The organism is Polycladomyces abyssicola, assembly GCF_018326425.1.
In the GTDB taxonomy this organism is placed as follows: domain Bacteria; phylum Bacillota; class Bacilli; order Thermoactinomycetales; family JIR-001; genus Polycladomyces; species Polycladomyces abyssicola.
Genome location: NZ_AP024601.1, coordinates 2183576 through 2201618, shown reverse-complemented (window position 1 = coordinate 2201618; position 18043 = coordinate 2183576). Strand labels below are relative to the sequence as shown.

The 18043-nt window shown below is 53.3% G+C and carries 16 protein-coding genes, 1 riboswitch and 1 other annotated feature; of the genes, 10 read left to right on the top strand and 6 right to left on the bottom strand.

Going from position 1 to position 18043, the window contains the following annotated elements:
* The first annotated feature begins 12 nt into the window (after positions 1–12).
* Entirely contained in the window at positions 13–618 is a 606-nt protein-coding gene (locus KI215_RS11100) for a class I SAM-dependent methyltransferase (protein WP_212772792.1), read from the top strand.
* Between the two features lie 60 nt (positions 619–678).
* Here the strand turns inward: KI215_RS11100 and KI215_RS11095 are convergent, their stop codons facing one another.
* Positions 679–2499: an APC family permease gene (locus KI215_RS11095; protein ID WP_212772791.1), complete on the bottom strand. Its 1821-nt coding sequence runs from the start codon at positions 2497–2499 to the stop codon at positions 679–681.
* A 96-nt stretch (positions 2500–2595) separates the two neighbouring features.
* A riboswitch (cyclic di-AMP (ydaO/yuaA leader) is annotated at positions 2596–2731 on the bottom strand.
* Positions 2732–2911: 180 nt separating this feature from the next.
* On the opposite strand from KI215_RS11095, the gene KI215_RS11090 reads away from it, so the two are divergent.
* The 4 genes from KI215_RS11090 (at position 2912) to holA (ending at position 7939) form a co-directional block, all read left to right on the top strand.
* Positions 2912–5332: a DNA internalization-related competence protein ComEC/Rec2 gene (locus KI215_RS11090; RefSeq protein WP_212772790.1), complete on the top strand. Its 2421-nt coding sequence runs from the start codon at positions 2912–2914 to the stop codon at positions 5330–5332.
* 320 nt (positions 5333–5652) lie between these two features.
* Positions 5653–6195 carry an RNA polymerase sigma factor gene (locus KI215_RS11085; RefSeq protein WP_212772789.1) on the top strand — a complete coding sequence of 181 codons (543 nt, stop codon included), beginning with the start codon at positions 5653–5655 and terminating at the stop codon, positions 6193–6195.
* Positions 6192–6890 (top strand): zf-HC2 domain-containing protein, encoded by a 699-nt coding sequence (locus KI215_RS11080; protein WP_212772788.1) that lies wholly within the window; start codon positions 6192–6194, stop codon positions 6888–6890. Before KI215_RS11085 ends, KI215_RS11080 begins: the two co-directional genes overlap by 4 nt.
* Before the next feature lie 26 nt (positions 6891–6916).
* The gene (gene holA / locus KI215_RS11075) at positions 6917–7939 is read left to right on the top strand and encodes a DNA polymerase III subunit delta (RefSeq protein WP_212772787.1); all 1023 of its coding nucleotides are present in this window, start codon (positions 6917–6919) and stop codon (positions 7937–7939) included.
* A 125-nt stretch (positions 7940–8064) separates the two neighbouring features.
* Here the strand turns inward: holA and KI215_RS11070 are convergent, their stop codons facing one another.
* Positions 8065–9366 (bottom strand): phytoene desaturase family protein, encoded by a 1302-nt coding sequence (locus tag KI215_RS11070; RefSeq protein WP_246512095.1) that lies wholly within the window; start codon positions 9364–9366, stop codon positions 8065–8067.
* 144 nt (positions 9367–9510) lie between these two features.
* On the opposite strand from KI215_RS11070, the gene KI215_RS11065 reads away from it, so the two are divergent.
* Positions 9511–10008 (top strand): 2-thiouracil desulfurase family protein, encoded by a 498-nt coding sequence (locus tag KI215_RS11065; protein ID WP_246512094.1) that lies wholly within the window; start codon positions 9511–9513, stop codon positions 10006–10008.
* 120 nt (positions 10009–10128) lie between these two features.
* Positions 10129–11196 (top strand): NAD(P)H-dependent flavin oxidoreductase, encoded by a 1068-nt coding sequence (locus tag KI215_RS11060; protein WP_212772785.1) that lies wholly within the window; start codon positions 10129–10131, stop codon positions 11194–11196.
* Between the two features lie 78 nt (positions 11197–11274).
* Here the strand turns inward: KI215_RS11060 and KI215_RS11055 are convergent, their stop codons facing one another.
* The 3 genes from KI215_RS11055 to KI215_RS11045 all read right to left on the bottom strand — a co-directional run bounded on the left by KI215_RS11055 (position 11275) and on the right by KI215_RS11045 (position 13515).
* Complete coding sequence (locus KI215_RS11055) at positions 11275–12267, bottom strand: M1 family metallopeptidase (protein ID WP_212772784.1); 993 nt, start codon at positions 12265–12267, stop codon at positions 11275–11277.
* Positions 12260–12781 (bottom strand): gluzincin family metallopeptidase, encoded by a 522-nt coding sequence (locus KI215_RS11050; protein WP_212772783.1) that lies wholly within the window; start codon positions 12779–12781, stop codon positions 12260–12262. Before KI215_RS11050 ends, KI215_RS11055 begins: the two co-directional genes overlap by 8 nt.
* A 227-nt stretch (positions 12782–13008) precedes the next feature.
* The gene (locus KI215_RS11045) at positions 13009–13515 is read right to left on the bottom strand and encodes a CcdC family protein (RefSeq protein WP_212772782.1); all 507 of its coding nucleotides are present in this window, start codon (positions 13513–13515) and stop codon (positions 13009–13011) included.
* Between the two features lie 187 nt (positions 13516–13702).
* Positions 13703–13925 (top strand) — a binding site (T-box leader).
* Between the two features lie 44 nt (positions 13926–13969).
* Here KI215_RS11045 and trpS point away from each other — a divergent pair.
* Positions 13970–14962, top strand: coding sequence for a tryptophan--tRNA ligase (trpS, locus tag KI215_RS11040; protein WP_212772781.1), 993 nt, complete (start codon positions 13970–13972; stop codon positions 14960–14962).
* Between the two features lie 162 nt (positions 14963–15124).
* Here the strand turns inward: trpS and rpsT are convergent, their stop codons facing one another.
* Complete coding sequence (rpsT, locus tag KI215_RS11035; RefSeq protein WP_212772780.1) at positions 15125–15391, bottom strand: 30S ribosomal protein S20; 267 nt, start codon at positions 15389–15391, stop codon at positions 15125–15127.
* A 198-nt stretch (positions 15392–15589) separates the two neighbouring features.
* Between rpsT and gpr the strand changes: the two genes are divergently transcribed.
* Both gpr and spoIIP read left to right on the top strand, forming a co-directional pair.
* Entirely contained in the window at positions 15590–16672 is a 1083-nt protein-coding gene (gene gpr, locus KI215_RS11030) for a GPR endopeptidase (RefSeq protein ID WP_212775170.1), read from the top strand.
* Between the two features lie 109 nt (positions 16673–16781).
* Complete coding sequence (gene spoIIP / locus KI215_RS11025) at positions 16782–17945, top strand: stage II sporulation protein P (protein WP_212772779.1); 1164 nt, start codon at positions 16782–16784, stop codon at positions 17943–17945.
* The last annotated feature ends 98 nt before the right edge of the window (positions 17946–18043 follow it).

The following is an 18043-nucleotide window of genomic DNA, read 5'->3' as shown; positions in this document are numbered from 1 at the left end:
GGGGATCCAATCATGAACCGTGCTGATTTGATCAAAAAGTTCGACAAACAGGCACGTTGGTATGAAAAGAGGCGGATCCAACAGGCACAAAAAGAGTGGAGGCAAAAACTCCTTTATTTTGCACGAGGAAACGTGCTGGAAGTGGCGGTGGGAGCCGGAGCCAATTTTTCTTTTTATCCACCCGGTGTGAGAATCACCGCGGTCGACTTCAGTCCAGAAATGCTGAAAAGGGCCAGGAATGCTGCGGATGAATATGGGATTGAGGTGGAGTTTATCCAGTCCGACGTCGAAACGCTCACCTTTCCGCCCGATTCCTTTGATACTGTGGTGTCCACCTTGTCATTATGCGGTTATGAAGATCCCGTCGGAGTACTCAATCGATTCAGTCGGTGGTGCAGGAATGACGGCCTCATTTTGTTGATGGAGCATGGTCTCAGTTCCAACCCGTTTCTTTCCTTCCTGCAAAAAGCTTTGGATCCGTTGGCCTACCGCCTGGTGGGATGTCATCAGAACCGGGATATGATGAACCTCATCCGTTCATCTGATCTGGTGGTGGAAAAGGTGGAATCCCACTGGGCGGGTGTAGTTCATCTGGTGTGGGCGAAACCGCGAAAGTGATGTGAACGAATGAAAGCCCGACCTGCCATCCGGCGCAGATCGGGCTTTTTTTTGACGGATTTATTTGCGCAGATGGAACGGCACTGTGGAGACGATGACGTCTTTTCTCAACAACAGCAGGAAACGGAGCCATAGCGCAGATTGGTTGTGCAAAAAGCGCTGCCACCACCTGCGTGGGATGAATTCGGGGATCAGGACGGTAATCAAGTTGTCCCCAACCCGTTCCTGAACCAGGTCGATGAATCGGAGCACGGGACCGTTGACGCTCCGGTAGCGGGAGCGAGTAACAACGAGGCGGACGCCGGGATTCCATTGCTCCCACTTTTTCTCCATCTTGTCCGCATCCTCCTCGGTAAAGGCCACGTGAATCGCCACGATGTCATCCCCGATTGTCTTGGCGTAGGCGATCGTGTTGCGCACGACGCGGCTGATGCCCCCGACGGGAATGATGATGACATGATCTTTCTTTTCCGGCTTGTCGGCAGTGATGTCGATGCGAAGCTCTTCGGCAACAGCCTCATAGTGTTTTCGAACTTGATAAAAGGCGAAGATGAACAGCGGGATCACCAATACCACGATCCAAGCGCCTTCCGTAAATTTGGTGACGGCGAATATCAGCAGGACGATAAACGAGACGACCGCACCCGCAGCGTTGATCGCTATTTTACGCATCCAGCCCGGGTTGCGCTGCTTCCACCTGCGTACCACCATCCCGGTTTGTGACAAGGTGAACGATAAAAAGACGCCGATCGCATACAGGGGGATTAATCGTTCCACCTCTCCCTCAAACGCCACGATCAGTCCGATTGCGGCCAAGGCCAACACGATGATGCCGTTTGAGTAGTTGAGCCGGTCTCCGCGGGAAGCAAACATCCGCGGCATGAATTTGTCCTTGGCCATGATGGAGGCCAACAGCGGGAAGCCTGCGAAGGCAGTGTTGGCGGCCAGAATCAGGATCAGTGCTGTGGTCCCCTGGATGTAGTAATACGGCAACGTTCTGCCGAACGTCTCTTCGGCAATCTGGGAAAGCACCGTCTCCGTCGGACTGGGTGTGATGTGGTACAAATATGCCAGCAGGCTGGTACCACCGAACAACATGGCCAGCAATAAGCCCAGAAGCGCCAAGGTACGCGCCGCATTTTTCGTCTCCGGTTTACGGAAGGTGGGAGTGGCGTTGGAGATCGCTTCGACGCCGGTCAATGCAGAACATCCCGACGAGAACGCACGCAATAACAGAAACCATCCGAGACCAGCCGGAAAGGTGTGTGTCACTGGCGGGACGTTAGCAGGAATGCCATGGACCGCCACATTTCCCAACCCCACGAGCACCAAACCCAGCATGCCGAGGATAAACAGGTAGGTGGGGAATGAGAAAATCGTGCCGGATTCGCGTAAACCCCGTAAGTTGAGGAGCATGATGAGAAGGACAAAGAAAACGGAAATGAGCGTACTGTGCTTGTGTAAAACCGGGAACGCCGAAGTGATCGCGTCTGTCCCGGCCGAAACACTGACTGCCACTGTCAGTGTATAGTCGATCAACAGCGACGCACCGGCGATCAACCCTGCAAACCAACCCAGGTTGTCTGTCGAAACGATGTAGGCACCGCCCCCTCCTGGGTATTCGTGGATAATTTGCCGGTAGGAAAGGATGAGCAGTGTCAACAATCCGATAATCGCGCCGGATATGGGCAATGAATACCAAAGTGCCAGTGCGCCAATCGGAGCGAGTACGGTTAAAATCTGCTCCGTACCGTAAGCGACGGACGACAGCGCGTCCGATGACAATATTGGGAGTGCTTTCCAAACCGGCAGTTTTTCCTCCTGCAGTTGCTCAGTGCGAAGCGGGCGCCCGATGATCAAACGCTTCAGCGAGGATAACATCACATACACCTTCCCCAGATGGATTCCGTTTTTGTTTCAAACACAAAAAGCCATTGAAGTGTCCACTTCAATGACTTTCGGTCATGTGAAGAAGCACACTTCCCTCTCAGCACGCTTACGAGGTTAGCTGACGGATTCGGGTCCGTGAGAGTGACCCTACCGGTGAAGACACCGGATTCACCCCAAAAAAATTGGTTCCCCCGTTCCTGTACGGATTCAGCGCTCGGAGTGTGAAATTGTCAGTTATTAGGTTTTGTCATGATTAGCATTCTAATCCGTCTGACGGAAACTGTCAATCAATAATTTTCAACAGAACCGTAACAAATGGGCAACAGTTTTTGTCGAATCAGGAGGGTTTTTGTCGGGAATTGCGGAAAGGATATACCATTTCATTCCTTTCCTGGAGGTTGTGATGAAAGTTCCGGTGGGTTGGTTGGCGGGTGGATGGATAGGAGGCATCGCCGTTGTGTTGACAGGGGGAAGCGGGTATGAAGGATGGTGGTGGTTAGGGGCAGGAGTGCTCGGGATAGCAGGAGGGTGGTTGTGCCTGTGGCGGTGGCGGATGTGGACGACGACATGCACAGTACTGGCTTTTTTTGCCGGAGCCGCCTATACGTCATGGGTGGATACTCACAATGTCTCGTCCATCGATGATCGGTTGACTGATCAAGTCGGGATCAAGCTGCATGGGGTCGTCCAGTCCGCTCCTGAGGTGGATGGAGATCAGCTCACCTGTATGGTGAAAGTCTACCGGTTGGAGGTGCGTGGTGCCTTTCGACGCTTGACTGGTGAAAAAGTGTTGTTGCGTCTTCGATTACAATCTCAGTCGGAGTTGCGGACGGTTCGCGATTGGACGAGTGGGACGCGGCTGTCGGTGAACGGTGTACGGTTGACTCGCCCGGATCCGGCGAGAAATCCTGGCGGCTTTGATGCACGGGCGTTTTATCGCCGTCAATTTGTGCATTGGATCGCGTCGGCTGACGGGCTTCGCGGGGTTTCGGCGGAACAACCGCCCCCATGGGATGTATTCGCATGGGCAGACCGGATTCGGCGGAGCGGGGGCGACACGTTGGCGCAACTCTATCCTGAGGAGATATCCGGTTTGATTCGCGGATTGGTGCTGGGAGAGAGGAATGCGGTGCCGGAAGAGATCGACAGCCTGTTTGCCGAATGGGGACTGACGCATTTGTTGGCCATTTCAGGGATGAATGTGGCCGTCTTCGTTGCGGGCGTGTACGGTTTGTTGACCCGATTGCGCTTAACGCGTGAAGTGGCTGGCGGACTCACGATCGTATCGTTGCCGATATTTGCATGGGTAACAGGCGCGGAAGCATCCGTTGTCCGGGCGTCCCTGATGGCCGGGTTCGCCCTCGTTGCCACGGTTTTCGGCATGTGGCACAACCGACTGAGCTTTTTGTTTCTGGCAGGATGGTTGATGCTGTTGTGGAATCCGTATCAGCTTCTGGAGGCGGGGTTTCAGCTGACCTGTTTGATCACGCTCGGCTTGCTGGTGGCGGTCGAACCACTCAGTAGCCTGTTTCCATTACCGTGGAAATGGGCAAATCAATGGTTGGCGGTCACGTTAATTGCCCATCTGGTATCATTTCCGGTGACGATCACCTTTTTTTATGACTTTCCGACAGGTTCTTGGTGGGTCAATCTATGGATTGTGCCCATCGTCGGTAGCGTGGTGTTCCCTTTGGCACTCCTTTCCTTGATGTTGGGCTGGATTGCACCTGTGTGGGGAGCAGTGCCTGCCTGGATATGCACACAGGTGACGAAAGGTCTGTTATGGTTGTTGGAACGGCTTTCTGAGGAACAGGGAATGTTGACGTCATGGTCACCGCCGTCATGGCAATGGTGTATGGCATACGCGGCGGCATGTGTATACGCATTGTTCGCATGGACGGGTAACGCGCTTCATCCCCGGCGGCATCGTTGGTGTTCGGCGGTGATGATCACGGGTCTGATCTTTTACTCCTATCATCCTTTTTACGGGGAGAGGGAGGCGCGCATCACCTTTCTCGATGTGGGGCAGGGGGATTGCGCTGTCATCGAGACACCGCGAGGACAGGTCATCGTTGTGGATGGCGGCGGGATGGTGTCTTTTCCGCAGAAGTCATGGCAACGGCGTCACCATCCCTACGACGTGGGAGAGAAAACGGTGGTTCCGTATCTGCGCTATCGCGGCATCCGACAAATCGACTACCTCATTATGACGCACGGGGATGCAGACCACATCGGAGGCTTGCAAAAAGTGGCGGAACAATTCCCCGTTCGCCTCGTCCTACGTAATCCCCACCCACCCCGTACAGCGACGGAACGGCAATTGATGCGTACGTTGATCGAAAACGGTGCCCGAATCGCGGCACCTTCCCCCGGAACGGCTTGGACACTGGAACCGGGGGTTGTATGGCAGTTTCTCCATCCCGATCCGGCGCATCTCTCAACCGACGGGTGGACCAACAATGATTCCATTGTTTTTTTACTGCAGATCCAACATTTCCGCTTGTTGATGACGGGGGACATCGAACAGGAAGCGGAAGAGGACGTGGTGGAAAAGTGGCGCTTTCCACCGGTGGATGTGCTGAAAGTGGCTCATCACGGAAGCCGTACATCAACAGGTGAATCATGGCTTGCGCAAGTTCGGCCCGGTTTCGCCGTGATCTCGGTCGGCCGACATAATCGGTTTGGCCATCCGGCTCCGGAAGTGATCCGTCGCTTACAAAGCCATCGGATTCATATATGGCGAACGGATCGCCATGGGGCGGTGACCATTCGGATTCGTCCCGCCGGCTGGACGGTGGAGACAATGTTGCCGGTGGTAAGATGACGTCAACTGCGCCCTGCAGGGAAGAAGATGATGACCCGTTCCGACCCGGTCAGCGCAGGACGCGGGCAAAGTTCGCATTGAGGAAATTGCCCGCGATTTTAATCTTGCCCTTTCCCTAGCCTTCGCTCGGAAAAACATTGCTCCCTTACGGTATAAAGGTGATCTTTTTCCCGCGAGCGTTTTTCTCGGTCCGTTCGTCTTGTCCGTCTATGGTACAATGGGGAATGAATTTGCTCCCGGGAGAGCGTACGCAGTCCGGACTTCGAAAAAAAGCAACTTTTGATACCCTAGGACCGTCTTGTAAATTAGGAGGGATAGATGTGGTCGAAGCGGAATGGGTCAAACGGGCGCAAGCCGGCGATCGCGAGACCATGATCCGGTTGCTGCGGGAAATCGAGACACCAGTCTACCGCACGGCCTATTATCTCCTGGGAAATGAGCAGGATGCGCTGGACGCGACGCAAGAAGCACTGCTGAAGATCTATCATCGGATTTCCACTTTTCAGGGGCAATCCCGCTTTGAAACTTGGGCGCAACGCATTGTGACCAACATTTGTATCGATCAGTTCCGCCGCAAATCGAAAGTGGTACCGATGCCGGAAGAGATGCAGCCGGTGGATACTGAGGCGGAACAGGCAGTGCACCAATCCCATTTTCATTCGGATCTGAAAATGGCCATTTCGCAATTGCCGGATCAACAACGTACGGCCGTCGTGTTGCGTTATGTACACGACTACAGTTACCAGGAAATAGCGGAAACAATGAATTTGCCCATCAATACCGTCAAATCCCATTTATTTCGCGCACGCAAACAGTTGCAAGAGCTGTTGGCTGAATACAAGGAAGGGGGTGTCGCACGATGAGGTGTGAGGACGCACTGGAATTGATTCAACGGAGTTTGGATGAGGAATTGTCAGAGGCGGAACAAGCACGTCTCCAATCCCATCTGTCCGTGTGCACCAGTTGTTCGGATTTTCACTTGCGGTTAAAGCGACTGGATGAGCATTTATCTCTCCTGCCCCAAGTCCAACCGCCTGTCAGCGTGGTCGACCGCATCCTGCCGCAGTTGGAAAAACCAAAGCCGACACGTACCTTCCGCAGAAGGTTCACCAATATGAGATGGATCAGCGGGGGGATCACTGCAGCGATCGTAATCGGTGCCATCATCACCCAATGGGGGATGACGGAAAACCACACGCCCCCAAAACCGCCGGTTGCGACAAACCCATCTGGTGGCCCCTCAGCAAAGGACCATCCACCCACCTCATCCGGCCATAAACCTGTTATCGGAGCATCCGTGGAGGACACTGGAGATGGGCCCGAATGGTCGCCTCATCGGCGCTATCAGGCGGTGGTGTCCGGCAACCGCGTAGAGGTGCGTACAAAGGATGGGAAGTTGTGGTATCGCTCTTCCGCTTGGCAAAATGGAGCCAAAGCCCAACTCAGTTGGGCCGACGATCGCAAGTTGATCGTACTGATTGTTTGGCATGGGAAAGATGGTCAAGCGAAATCGGTGTTGAAAAAATACGATGTGCTTCAAAAACGAGAAGAAAAGTAGAAAAGCGGAGCAGGGGGGACTGCTGAATGTACCGCACTTTGGCGCGGGAGATCATGAAGGGGCATATTGAGCCGGTTTATTTGTTCTACGGCAAAGAAGGTTTTTTGATCGAAGAGATGGTCCACTTGTTGCGCAAACATGTCCTGCCTTCGGAGGATCCTTCCTTTCATGAAGTGATCCTGGACTTGGAGGAAATCCCGGTGCAACAGCTGGTGCAGGAGGCGGAAACCCCTTCATTTTTCGGTGGGCGCCGGTTGGTAATCGGTAAAAATGCATGGTTCTTGACTGCGGTCAAGGGGAAGGACAATGTGGAGCACCAGCCGGAAGAGCTCCTGAGGTATACGGAAAGTCCCCTGGAATCCAATGTCGTGGTGTTGATCGTACCCGCTGAAAAACTGGACACACGAAAAAAGACAGTGAAAGCGTTGGAGAAGAACTGTTGCACCGTCGCTTTTCCCTCATTGGAAGAAAAAGAGTTGCCAGGCTGGGTGGCCAAACGGTTGAAACAAGCGGGTGCCGCAGCCCAACCGGAAGCGGTTCGGCGGTTGATCCAGTTGACGGGGAACGATTTGCGCATGTTGGATCAAGAATGCAGGAAACTGGCCGCCTATGCAGGGAAAGAGGAGATCACGCCGGAGATGGTGGAACAGCTGGTCCCACGAACATTGGAGCATGATGTATTCAAACTGGTGGATTGTGTCGCGCGGCAGAAAACGGACGAGGCACTGTCCATTTTGTACGATTTGTTGTATCAGCGGGAGGAACCGATTCGAATCCTCGCTTTGCTGATTCGCCAGTATCGAATCATGTTGCAAGTGAAAGTGTTGGTTCAGCAAGGAAAATCGGAACGCCAGATCGCTTCTGCCCTTGGGCTGCACCCATATCCGGTGAAGTTGGCTGTGCGTCAAGGGGAGGCATACTCAGAAAAAACGCTGCGCTCCTTATTGTTGAAAGCCATTGAAACCGATCAGGCCGTCAAGTCGGGGAAAATAGACAAAGTGTTGGCATTGGAACGGTTTTTGATGGCGCAAACACCGGAGCCGGTTTGATCACTTCCAATCACCGTCATTTAAAAGGGGCCGAATCGGCAAATGCCCTTGGAGTTAGTCGAAAAGGGATCAAGAGGCAAAAGTCACCTGAGGGGGCTTCCCCCCTCAGGTTGATGGAACTTGCTCTAATCACCCATGTGTTCTTCGCCACGATGAGCCAGAATCCGATTGGTGACGTTGTAGGCGGAGCTGAAGGAAAGCTCGGATAATTGTCCTTCTCCTTGGCACCAATCACCAGCAAAATATGCATTGGCGATGCTGTAGAACTTGGTCGGCATCAACCGCTGATCGTCGATACACTTGATTTCCTGCACGGTGGCACGTTTCGAAATTCGCTTGGCGACCAATACATCTCGCCAACCCGGGAAGTGTTTGTCGTAAACGGATTCGATCGTAGCCACTTTTTCATCTGCTTTGTTTTGTTCGATCTCTTCCTGGGTCAGATAAGCAACAGCCTGCATCAGTTGGCCGCCTTCCGGGATACAGGTCTCATCGTAATAAGAGATGTCGGTGATAAATACCCGTTCCCCTTTATGGTAAATGTAAGTGTAAGGGCTTTCGATCCGTTTGCTGAGACCCACATCGTATACGACAACTTGATTCGGAACGTATCGGTTGTATTCTTCGAACAACGGCGCAAATCGGGTTTCGCCGAACAGGGTAAGCAACTCTTTGGGCGGAATGCAGAAAATGAAATGATCGGCGTGATAGACCGTATCCTTCCCGTGAACCGCTGTGACGCGGTTGTCTTCCGTTTCCACTTGTTGCACTTTTTCTTTGGTCAGGATTCGACCGCCGTTTTTGGTGAGAATGTCCGCAAAACCGTCCACAATGGATTGCCAGCCGCCGCCGATGTAGGCCACAGCGTGATGAGTGGCAAATAATCGGCTGTAATATTGGAAAAATAGCGGGGACGGTATTTTCTCCGGCTCATTGGTGAAAAAGTTGGAGGATGCAAGCGTTAACAGCAAATCGCGCAAAGGTTCCGGCTCTTTTTTCAGATATTCGCCGATCGGAACCCCGTCTTCCCCCCGTTCGATATGGGCCAGTGTTTTGATCACTTCATAGGCGAAACGCAATTTGTTTTTGTTGTCCAAGATTTTGGTTTGAAATAACCGTTCCAAAGTGGACGGCATCGGGGTTGTGAACGATCCCAGATCGTAATACGCTTTTTTGGGGGAGAAATCCCGCCAGTTCACCTTGAGATTTAGCTCGTGTTCATATTTGCGCAGGACACTTTTATCACGGGCGTAAATGGCATGAGCTCCAAAATTGAAATTAAATCCTTTCATCGGGATGGTGATCGCCCGACCACCCAACTTCGGTGCTTTTTCTAACAGTGTGACTTCGTAACCATGGTAGGCCAGGCGCGCGGCCGCGCTCAGTCCTGCCAATCCACCACCGACAACAACTACTTTTTCTGACACGGATGACACACTCCTATTCTGATTGCCACTGAAGATAAAGCGTTTTCTTGTATTCCATAGATTATTGTAACAAAATTGCCACCCCATCGCGTAGGGGATAATGGGTGTCTGAAAGTTTTGTTTTTGTTTCAGGAGGTGAAGGAGATGGGGCAAAAAGATCGGGAGAAAACTTCCCCGATGATCGTCAGCGCTTGTTTCGCCGGGATTCACTGCCGTTTTGACCAAAGGCACAACCGGATCGATGCCATCCAGCGGCTGGTTCGGAAAGGGCGGGCGATTCCCGTTTGTCCCGAACAGATGGGTGGTCTGCCCACCCCACGCAATCCGGCGGAGATCGTCGGTGGTGACGGAGACGATGTGCTGGACGGCCGGGCTCGTGTCGTGGATAACCAAGGGAATGATGTGACAGAAGCATTCCTGGCCGGTGCACGGGAAGCATTGGCCATGGCAAAAGCGATCGGTGCCAAAAAAGCGATTTTGAAGGAGCGGAGCCCGTCATGCGGCAGTTGTGCCATTTACGACGGGACATTCAGCAAAACATTGAAGGCAGGAATGGGGGTAACTGCCGCATTGTTGCGAAGGCACGGCATCGAAGTCGTGTCGGAAGAAACATGGGAAGGAGAAAAGGATCCGCAAGATTAAACCCGTACTGTACGTCGCGATTCAGAAGAGAGGGGAAGATTTTCCCTTGTTTTTTATTTTTTGAATCTATTGCTATGATGAAAATGAACGTCAATACCAACAAAGGGGAGAGGGAGGTCCATGTGGTCGGAGACCGAAGTCACACGCAAGTTGGGTGTGCAATATCCCATCATCCAGGCGGGAATGGCGGGTGGTCCCGCATCGCCGGAGTTGGCCGCGGCGGTTTCGGAGGCGGGAGGACTGGGAACGTTGGGGGCCGGTTACTGGACGGGCGAGCAGTTGCGGGATGCCGTTCGCACTGTGCGTCGGTTGACCGACCGCCCGTTTGCCGTCAATCTGTTCGTCCCGGAACCTTATGAAGTGTCGGAGGAACGGATTTCCCGTGTTCAGGAGAGAATGCGTCGCTATCGAAAAGAACTGGGGTTATCATCAGAACCACAATTTCCCAAACAGTTCGCTCCGGCGTTTGAGGAACAGATGGAAGTGGTGTTGGAAGAACGGGTCCCCGTACTCAGTTTTACGTTTGGCAAGTTGGGGGCCGAATGGATGCAAGCTTTGAAGGGACGCGATGTCGTGGTGATTGGCACGGCGACAACCGTGCGTGAAGCGGTCACATTGGAAGAGAGCGGTGTGGATATGGTGGTGGCCCAGGCGTTTGAGGCGGGCGGCCATCGGGGAACGTTTTTGAGCCGGTTTGATGAAGCGTTGATCGGCGGGATGGCGTTGATCCCGGCGATGGTGGACGCCGTCCGCATCCCGGTGATTGCCGCAGGCGGCATCATGGACGGCCGGGGAATTTCCGCGGCCTTGACGTTGGGAGCGCAAGGCGTGCAATTGGGAACGGCGTTTTTGACCTGCCGCGAGAGCGGCGCCCATCCGTTGCACCAGCAAGCGGTGTTGTCCGCGACCGATGAGAGTACGACTCTGACGCGTGCTTTCTCCGGCAAGCCTGCACGAGGTATCCGCAACCGGTTCATTGAGGAGATGGCGGATGTCGAACTACCCGATTATCCGGTACAAAATGCGTTGACCCGGGAAATCCGGCAAGCGGCGGGCAAGCAGGGACGATCCGAATTCCTGTCGATGTGGGCGGGACAAGGCACCCGACTGAGTCGGGAGATGACGGCAGAAGCGTTGATACAGGTATTGGTCAAGGAAACGGAGAAAGCGGTTAGTCGGTTGACGTAGGGAGTGCGTGAAGGTTTATCATAATGGCCGCTCCGAGCTGAGCGGCCGTATGGTTACTTCCATAACTCCCCTTTTCGCTCACTCTTGGTCGTTGACATACACACGGTGGCTGACGAAGAAATCGTGCAGATCCCGCCCGCTGGTTTGCTGCATGATCCGGATGAAGTCCCGCGTGGTGGCTACACCGAACTTCTTGGCCTGGAACCAGGCGTGCATGGCACGGTAGAAGGTATCGTCACCCAGCTCCATCCGCAATTCGTTCAACGTGCGGGAGCCGTATCCGTAGATCATCTGGCGGTACGCATTGATCCCACCCTCATTTGCATGCTGGGTGAATGTGGAAACGGGGGAGGAAACGTGATAGTATTCCTCCTTCGTCGGTTCCGTTGTCAACCCGTTCAAATCATTCATGTATAGCGCTGCGGCGAAGGTGGCAAATGATTCGTCCAGCCACGGCTCATCATATTCGTTATTGCCGATGATGCCATAGAACCACTGATGGCCGATTTCATGTGCCGTTACTGACTTCACCCACTCCTGGGTACGGTTGTCGTTGAGGCTCATCATGATCAGTTGGGGATATTCCATCCCGCCAAACCATCCTTCCATGCTGACAATGTCCAACTCCGGCCACGGGTACTTTCCGAACTTTTCACTGAACAGGGCGATGCTACCGCGTCCTGCCTCCAACATCGCGTCGGCATACTTGGCTTGCCGGTCGGTATAGTACACGTTGATTTTCACATCGCCGACCGATGTCTGCCGGACATGGTAGTTCGGGTCCAACTCCATCGCAAAGTCGCGGACATTTTGAGCTCGGAAATGGTAAGTGGCCAAGTCTTTGTGGAAGATGGTTTTGCCGACTTGCGTGCCGGTCGCCGCCACCACCTGGCTGCGGTCGGTGGTGAACAGGACGTCAAAATCCCCGGTTAACGAATAGAACGATTCTCCGTAAGGGAAATAGGGATCGGTGTTCCAGCCCTCTTCATCGTACACGGCCAGGATGGGGAACCAGTTGCCGAGAGAAACGGTGGTGCCATGCCATCCGAAACGGTCCTGCAGTTCAGGCACTTTGACGGTAAAAAGCGATTTGCACTTCCGGTCGACTGTTGGGGGCCAAGTTGAGGCCGGTGATGTGAAGCGCGGTTTCGCTTAAGGAAAATGCGGTCGGATTTCCGTTTACCTTGACGGATTGGATCTGTGTTCCTCCGCCAGCTTCCGTGAAATCCCGCGCGTTGGCCCACACATTGAAATACAGGTCATGGAGCGTAAAACCGAGATTGTTGCCAAACGTCACGTTCATCGTTCCGGTGATCGTATGACGGTTGGCATCATAGGTGACGTTCATCCGGTAATGAGGGCGGGCGGGACCGAGCAGGCGGTCATTCCGGTGGGCGGATGACTTCGTCCGGGGCACCGCCTTCACATGCGGGTGCGGATTGGCCGGTTGATAGACACCGGGGATGTCCGCCGGGTCCGTCGCAGGTTGTGCGTGTGTGACGGCAGGAGACAGCGGCCAACTAACGGTCCCCGCCAATAGGAAAACGGTTGTGGTGAGTACGGACAGTAACCTTGTTTTTTTCAAATGGCATCCCTCCTCTTTTTAGGGATATCTTTCTTGCGCGGTGGAAACGATTCCTTGGGACTATTGAACTATTTTTAAAAAAATAAAAATCGGGGCTATGGCCATTCCGTTAGGCAGCAATGCTCCCCAAGTGAATGTCAAGCTCAACCGAGCGAAGACTCGGAAAGCGCAAAATAAAAAAAGAGCCGGCTGGCTCTCTGATTATGAATAAACCGTTTCCACATCTCTCAGTCTGCATGATGCGATTCAGTCTTAATTCGCTTCAGTAATCGCCGATACTGAAGATACATTGTCACTCGCCACGGCAGGATCATGCCGAAGGCGAGGATAAAGAAGACCCCACCCGTCTGCGGAATGGAAATGTGTTCTTCCACGTAGGTGTGCAAGCCAAGACGCAAGACCAGCAGCCCGAGCAGGATGAAGATGAACGCTTTGGATCGCTTCAGATAGATATCACCGCCAACGACGTGAAAATGGGATGTGCGGATCAGCGGGTAGGAGAAAAACACAGCGCCGGCGAGAAAAGCGATGATTCCCCAGGAAACGGGGATACGGGTCGGCGGGTAGAGGAACATCAGAAACCCCGTACTCATGGCGATCGGTGGCAGTATGATCTTTTTGGCCGATGTCGGTTTCTTGGTTGCACGCAACCGGATCACAACGATGGTAAGGGCCATGATGAGTGATCCCAGCGTGGCCGCGATGTGCAGTGGTTTCACTCCGAAGGCTTGCATGGTCAACCCTCCTACTTGAACACCGAAATCGTAACATACCAGTCTGGGTTTGTAAATATTTCGGTAAGTCAGGTTGCATCCGTCGCCATTTCTTGTTATCTTGTTATCATGAGTGAGCGGGAAAGCTCAGCCCTTCAGGGTTGGGATGAAAGTGAGCGTCGGACGCAAAACGGACAATCGGATACTGACAAAGGCGAAGAAGAAGAAGAGTAGCGCGGACCGGCCCGTTCAGAGAGTTGACGGTGGGTGCGAGTCAACCGGGCTTCCGCGTGAATGGGCTTCGGAGCCGTTTCCCGAAAGGATACTCAATCGTCCGAGTAGGCGGAACCGGTCGCAAACCGTTATGGCAATCAAGTGCGCCGATATTCGGCGAAGCAGGGTGGTACCGCGAGGAATGCCTCGTCCCTATGGGGATGGGGTTTTTTATTTTGGAAAAAAGGAGCGTGAATCGGACATGAAACGGATGTTGTCTGGCATTCAACCGACGGGAAATCTGCATCTGGGCAATTATCTCGGTGCGTTGAAGCGGTTTGTGGAATTGCAGGATGAGGCCGAATGCTTCTACTGTGTGGTTGATCTTCATGCATTGACCGTGCCGCGTGATCCCGATGAATTGCGGGAGAAGACATTGGAAGTGGCGACGCTGTATCTGGCGGCCGGCTTGGATCCAAAAAAGGCGACACTGTTCGTACAATCCCATGTTCGGGCGCACACGGAAGCAGGTTGGTTGTTGCAATGCGTAGCCCGTATGGGTGAGTTGAACCGCATGACGCAATTTAAGGAAAAAAGCCAGGGGTCCGATGGCGTGGTTGTTGGTTTGTACACCTACCCGGTTCTGCAGGCAGCGGACATCGTTCTGTACCAAGCGGATGCCGTTCCGGTGGGGGAAGACCAGAAACAGCACCTGGAATTGGCGCGCGACTTGGCCGAGCGGTTTAACAACCGGTACGGGAAAGTGCTGACACTGCCGGAACCGCTGATCGGGAAGATCGGTGCGCGTATCATGGGATTGGACAATCCGGTGAAAAAGATGAGCAAAAGTGCAGGAAGTGAAGCCAACTACATTGCGCTTCTGGATGAGCCGGATGTGATCGTGAAGAAGATCAAACGAGCGGTGACCGATTCGGAGAACTGTATCGCCTATGATCCGGAGAGCAAGCCAGGGATCAGCAATCTGTTGGTCATTTACAGCCTGATCACGGGACAGACGATCGAGGAAACCGTCCAGCATTTTGAAGGAAAAGGATACGGGCAGTTGAAGAAAGAAGTGGCCGAAGCAGTGGTGGAACATCTCACACCGATCCGTGAGCGTTATCACGAACTGCGGCAATCGGGGGAAGTGGAACGCGTACTGGCTGAAGGTGCGGAAAAAGCAAGTGCCATCGCGGATGAAACACTGGCCAGGATGAAGGAAGCGATGGGGTTGGTACCGCCGTTTGGCCGGTAATGCAAATGTACGTACCGTCCTTGCAGGGGATTGTAGGCGGAACCAAGAGAAGAATACCGGGATCCTGAACATAAAGGTCCGGGCAGATTGCCCGGACCTTCTATTATGTCTATGTCCAGTTATGATCAATAATAAAAGCCGACCCTGCGTGGGGTCGTCCGATTAACCGTTCAGGGCGTTCAATTTTTGAGCCAAGCGGGATTTCTTCCGAGCTGCGGCATTTTTATGGAGAAGGCCTTTGGTGACGCCTTTGTCCAATTTCCGGGAAGCTTCGCGCAACAGAACGGCCGCTTGTTCTTTATCCTTGGCCTCCACTGCAGCCAAGAATTTTTTGATGGCCGTACGGATGGCGGATTTTTGGGCTGCGCGATGCATCCGGCGTTTTTCGTTGGTTTTCGCCCGTTTGATCGCAGATTTGATGTTCGCCATGATTTCACCTCCTGCAGATACCACCATTGCGTCCCTTAGCGTGCAACATGCTAAATTGTAGCACGGCAATGGGCAAATTGCAAGCTTGGAATAATGAGGGGGAATGTGTGGCAAAAATAGGATGTATCTGAGCGAGAGGAGTTGGTTATCGACATGGCGCATGACACCAACAAACGGGACGAAGCGAAAGATCGGCCGATGTTGGATTTGAGTGCCTTGGCCATTCGTACGGACCTCGCGCGGGAAGCCCATGATTTAGCGTTGAAAGGACGCGAAGAAGGGGAAATCCCCGGTGTGCGAATGGAAGAATACGAGGAGGATGGCATCAAAACCAGCTGGATTTGGGTGGAGAACGAGGAGGGAGCCCGTGCACTGGGAAAACAGCAGGGTACGTATCTGACGTTGGAAGTGCCGGGACTCAGAAGCAAGGACTCAGAACTGCAACATCGGGTGGCCGTCCATTTTTCCCGGGAATTTTCCCGTTTTCTCGAAGAGTCGGGAATTGCCGAAGACGACAAAATCTTGGTCGTTGGGTTGGGCAACTGGAACGTGACCGCCGATGCACTGGGGCCGTTTGTCGTGAAACACACACTGATTACGCGCCACCTGTTTCAGCTGATGCCGGAACAAGTGGAGGAAGGGTACCGTTCGGTCAGCGCCATTTCGCCGGGGGTGATGGGGACAACCGGGATCGAGACCAGCGAAATAGTGCGTGGTCTTGTGGAAAAAACGAAACCGGACGCTGTCATCGCCGTCGATTCGTTGGCATCCAGGGCATTGACGCGGGTCAACACTACGATCCAAGTGGCGGATAGCGGCATCAATCCTGGTTCTGGTGTGGGAAACAAACGGAAAGCATTGAACCGTGACACGTTGGGTGTGCCTGTGATCGCGATCGGGGTACCGACAGTGGTGGATGCGGCGACGATTACATATGACACGATCGAACTGGTGATGTCGCACCTTCACCGCGAGATGAACCAAAAAAAACCGGCCAACCCGCTTGACCCGCTGAATCGACCCGATTTGAAAGAGTTGCAGAATCAGAAAGTGGATGAGGCAGCCAAGAACCGCTTTCTGGGATTGATCGGCGGGCTGAGTGATGAGGAAAAACGGCAGTTGATTCACGAAGTGCTCTCACCGTTGGGACAAAACTTGATCGTCACCCCCAAAGAGGTGGACGATTTTATCTCCGATATCGGCAAACTGGTGGCGGACGGAATCAATTGCGCATTGCACGAATCCGTTACCATCGATAACGTCTCGGCTCATACAACTTGAACGGTACACAGCCGTTTTTCTATCAATTCAATTCATTTTTCATAGGTTCTACCTTGTCCCTTTCTTTCATATACCTGGGATAAGACAAGGATGATAGAGGGGGAGAGGAATGCGCCACCGTTATCGGGGTTTTGCTACGTTGAACATGTCTGGACCACGTGAACGCCAATCATTTGTCCTGTTGATTCTGGGAACAGCGTTGGTGTTCATTTTTACCGGCGCTTTCGCCATGTTGGAGGCAGAACGGAGCGCACACTCTTCCGATCTCGGCAGATTTACCGCTCACCTGTCAGCCGACACGCTGTTATGGGCGATGGGCAGAGAGATTCCATATTTGGCGACGATGCGTGACAAGCAGGACGATGGGCGGATGTCCCGGCTCTTTTTTGAACTGGCCACCAGCATCGATCCAAAGGACCCCCGTACGTTTATCGGGCGGGAATTACCCGGTTTCAGTTTGTTTGACACCGAGATCGTCGTAGCCGGACAAGGCGTGAAATACACGGATGTGCCAATCGAATCAGAACCGTCGCCGGATTTGGCCAAAGAACTGGAGCGACAATCCGAAAAGGTAAAGAACAGCATCCCGTCAGATCGTGTGGATAAGCCTTCACCTTCACCTTCCGTCAAGCGTGTCTTCATCTACCAGACACATTTCAGCGAATCGTACTTGCCGGAGTTGGGCCGGCAAGATCCCGACATGGCTTATGACTGGGACAAAAACGTGATCATGGTCGGCAAGCGTTTGGGCGAGGAGTTGGATCGCTTGGGAATCGGAGCGGAAGTCTCCACCGCGCATTATAAGGAAGCGCACCCCAAACTGTACCGCTCTTCCCGTAAAACGGTACTGGCGGCGATGCATCAAAATCAGGATTTGCAATACTTCATCGATATTCATCGGGATTCGCAACGCAGGGACAAAACCACCACGACAATCGACGGGAAGCCCTACGCCCGCATTTCGTTCGTCATCGGTACGGCACATGAGGATTGGGAGAAAAATCTGAAGCTGGCACGTCAACTGCACAACAAACTGGAATCCTTGTATCCGGGATTGTCCAAAGGCGTATTTCTCAAAAATCGTGCCACGGGCAACGGCGAATACAACCAATCCTTGTCTCCTCGGAGTATTCTGGTGGAAATCGGCGGGGTGGACAACAACTTTGTTGAAGTCTTTCGTACCACCAAAGCGCTGGCCCGTGCGTTTGCGGATCTGTATTTCCAAACCGAACCTGTTGACGCCCGGCCATCGGCACCAAGCAGTTCTAGATAGACGGGAGGGTAGCCTGTTTCCCCGCGAACGATCTTTGATCTGGTGAAAAAGGAGAGAGAGGGAAACAGGCAGGCTCACCCGGATGGGAATGGATTGAT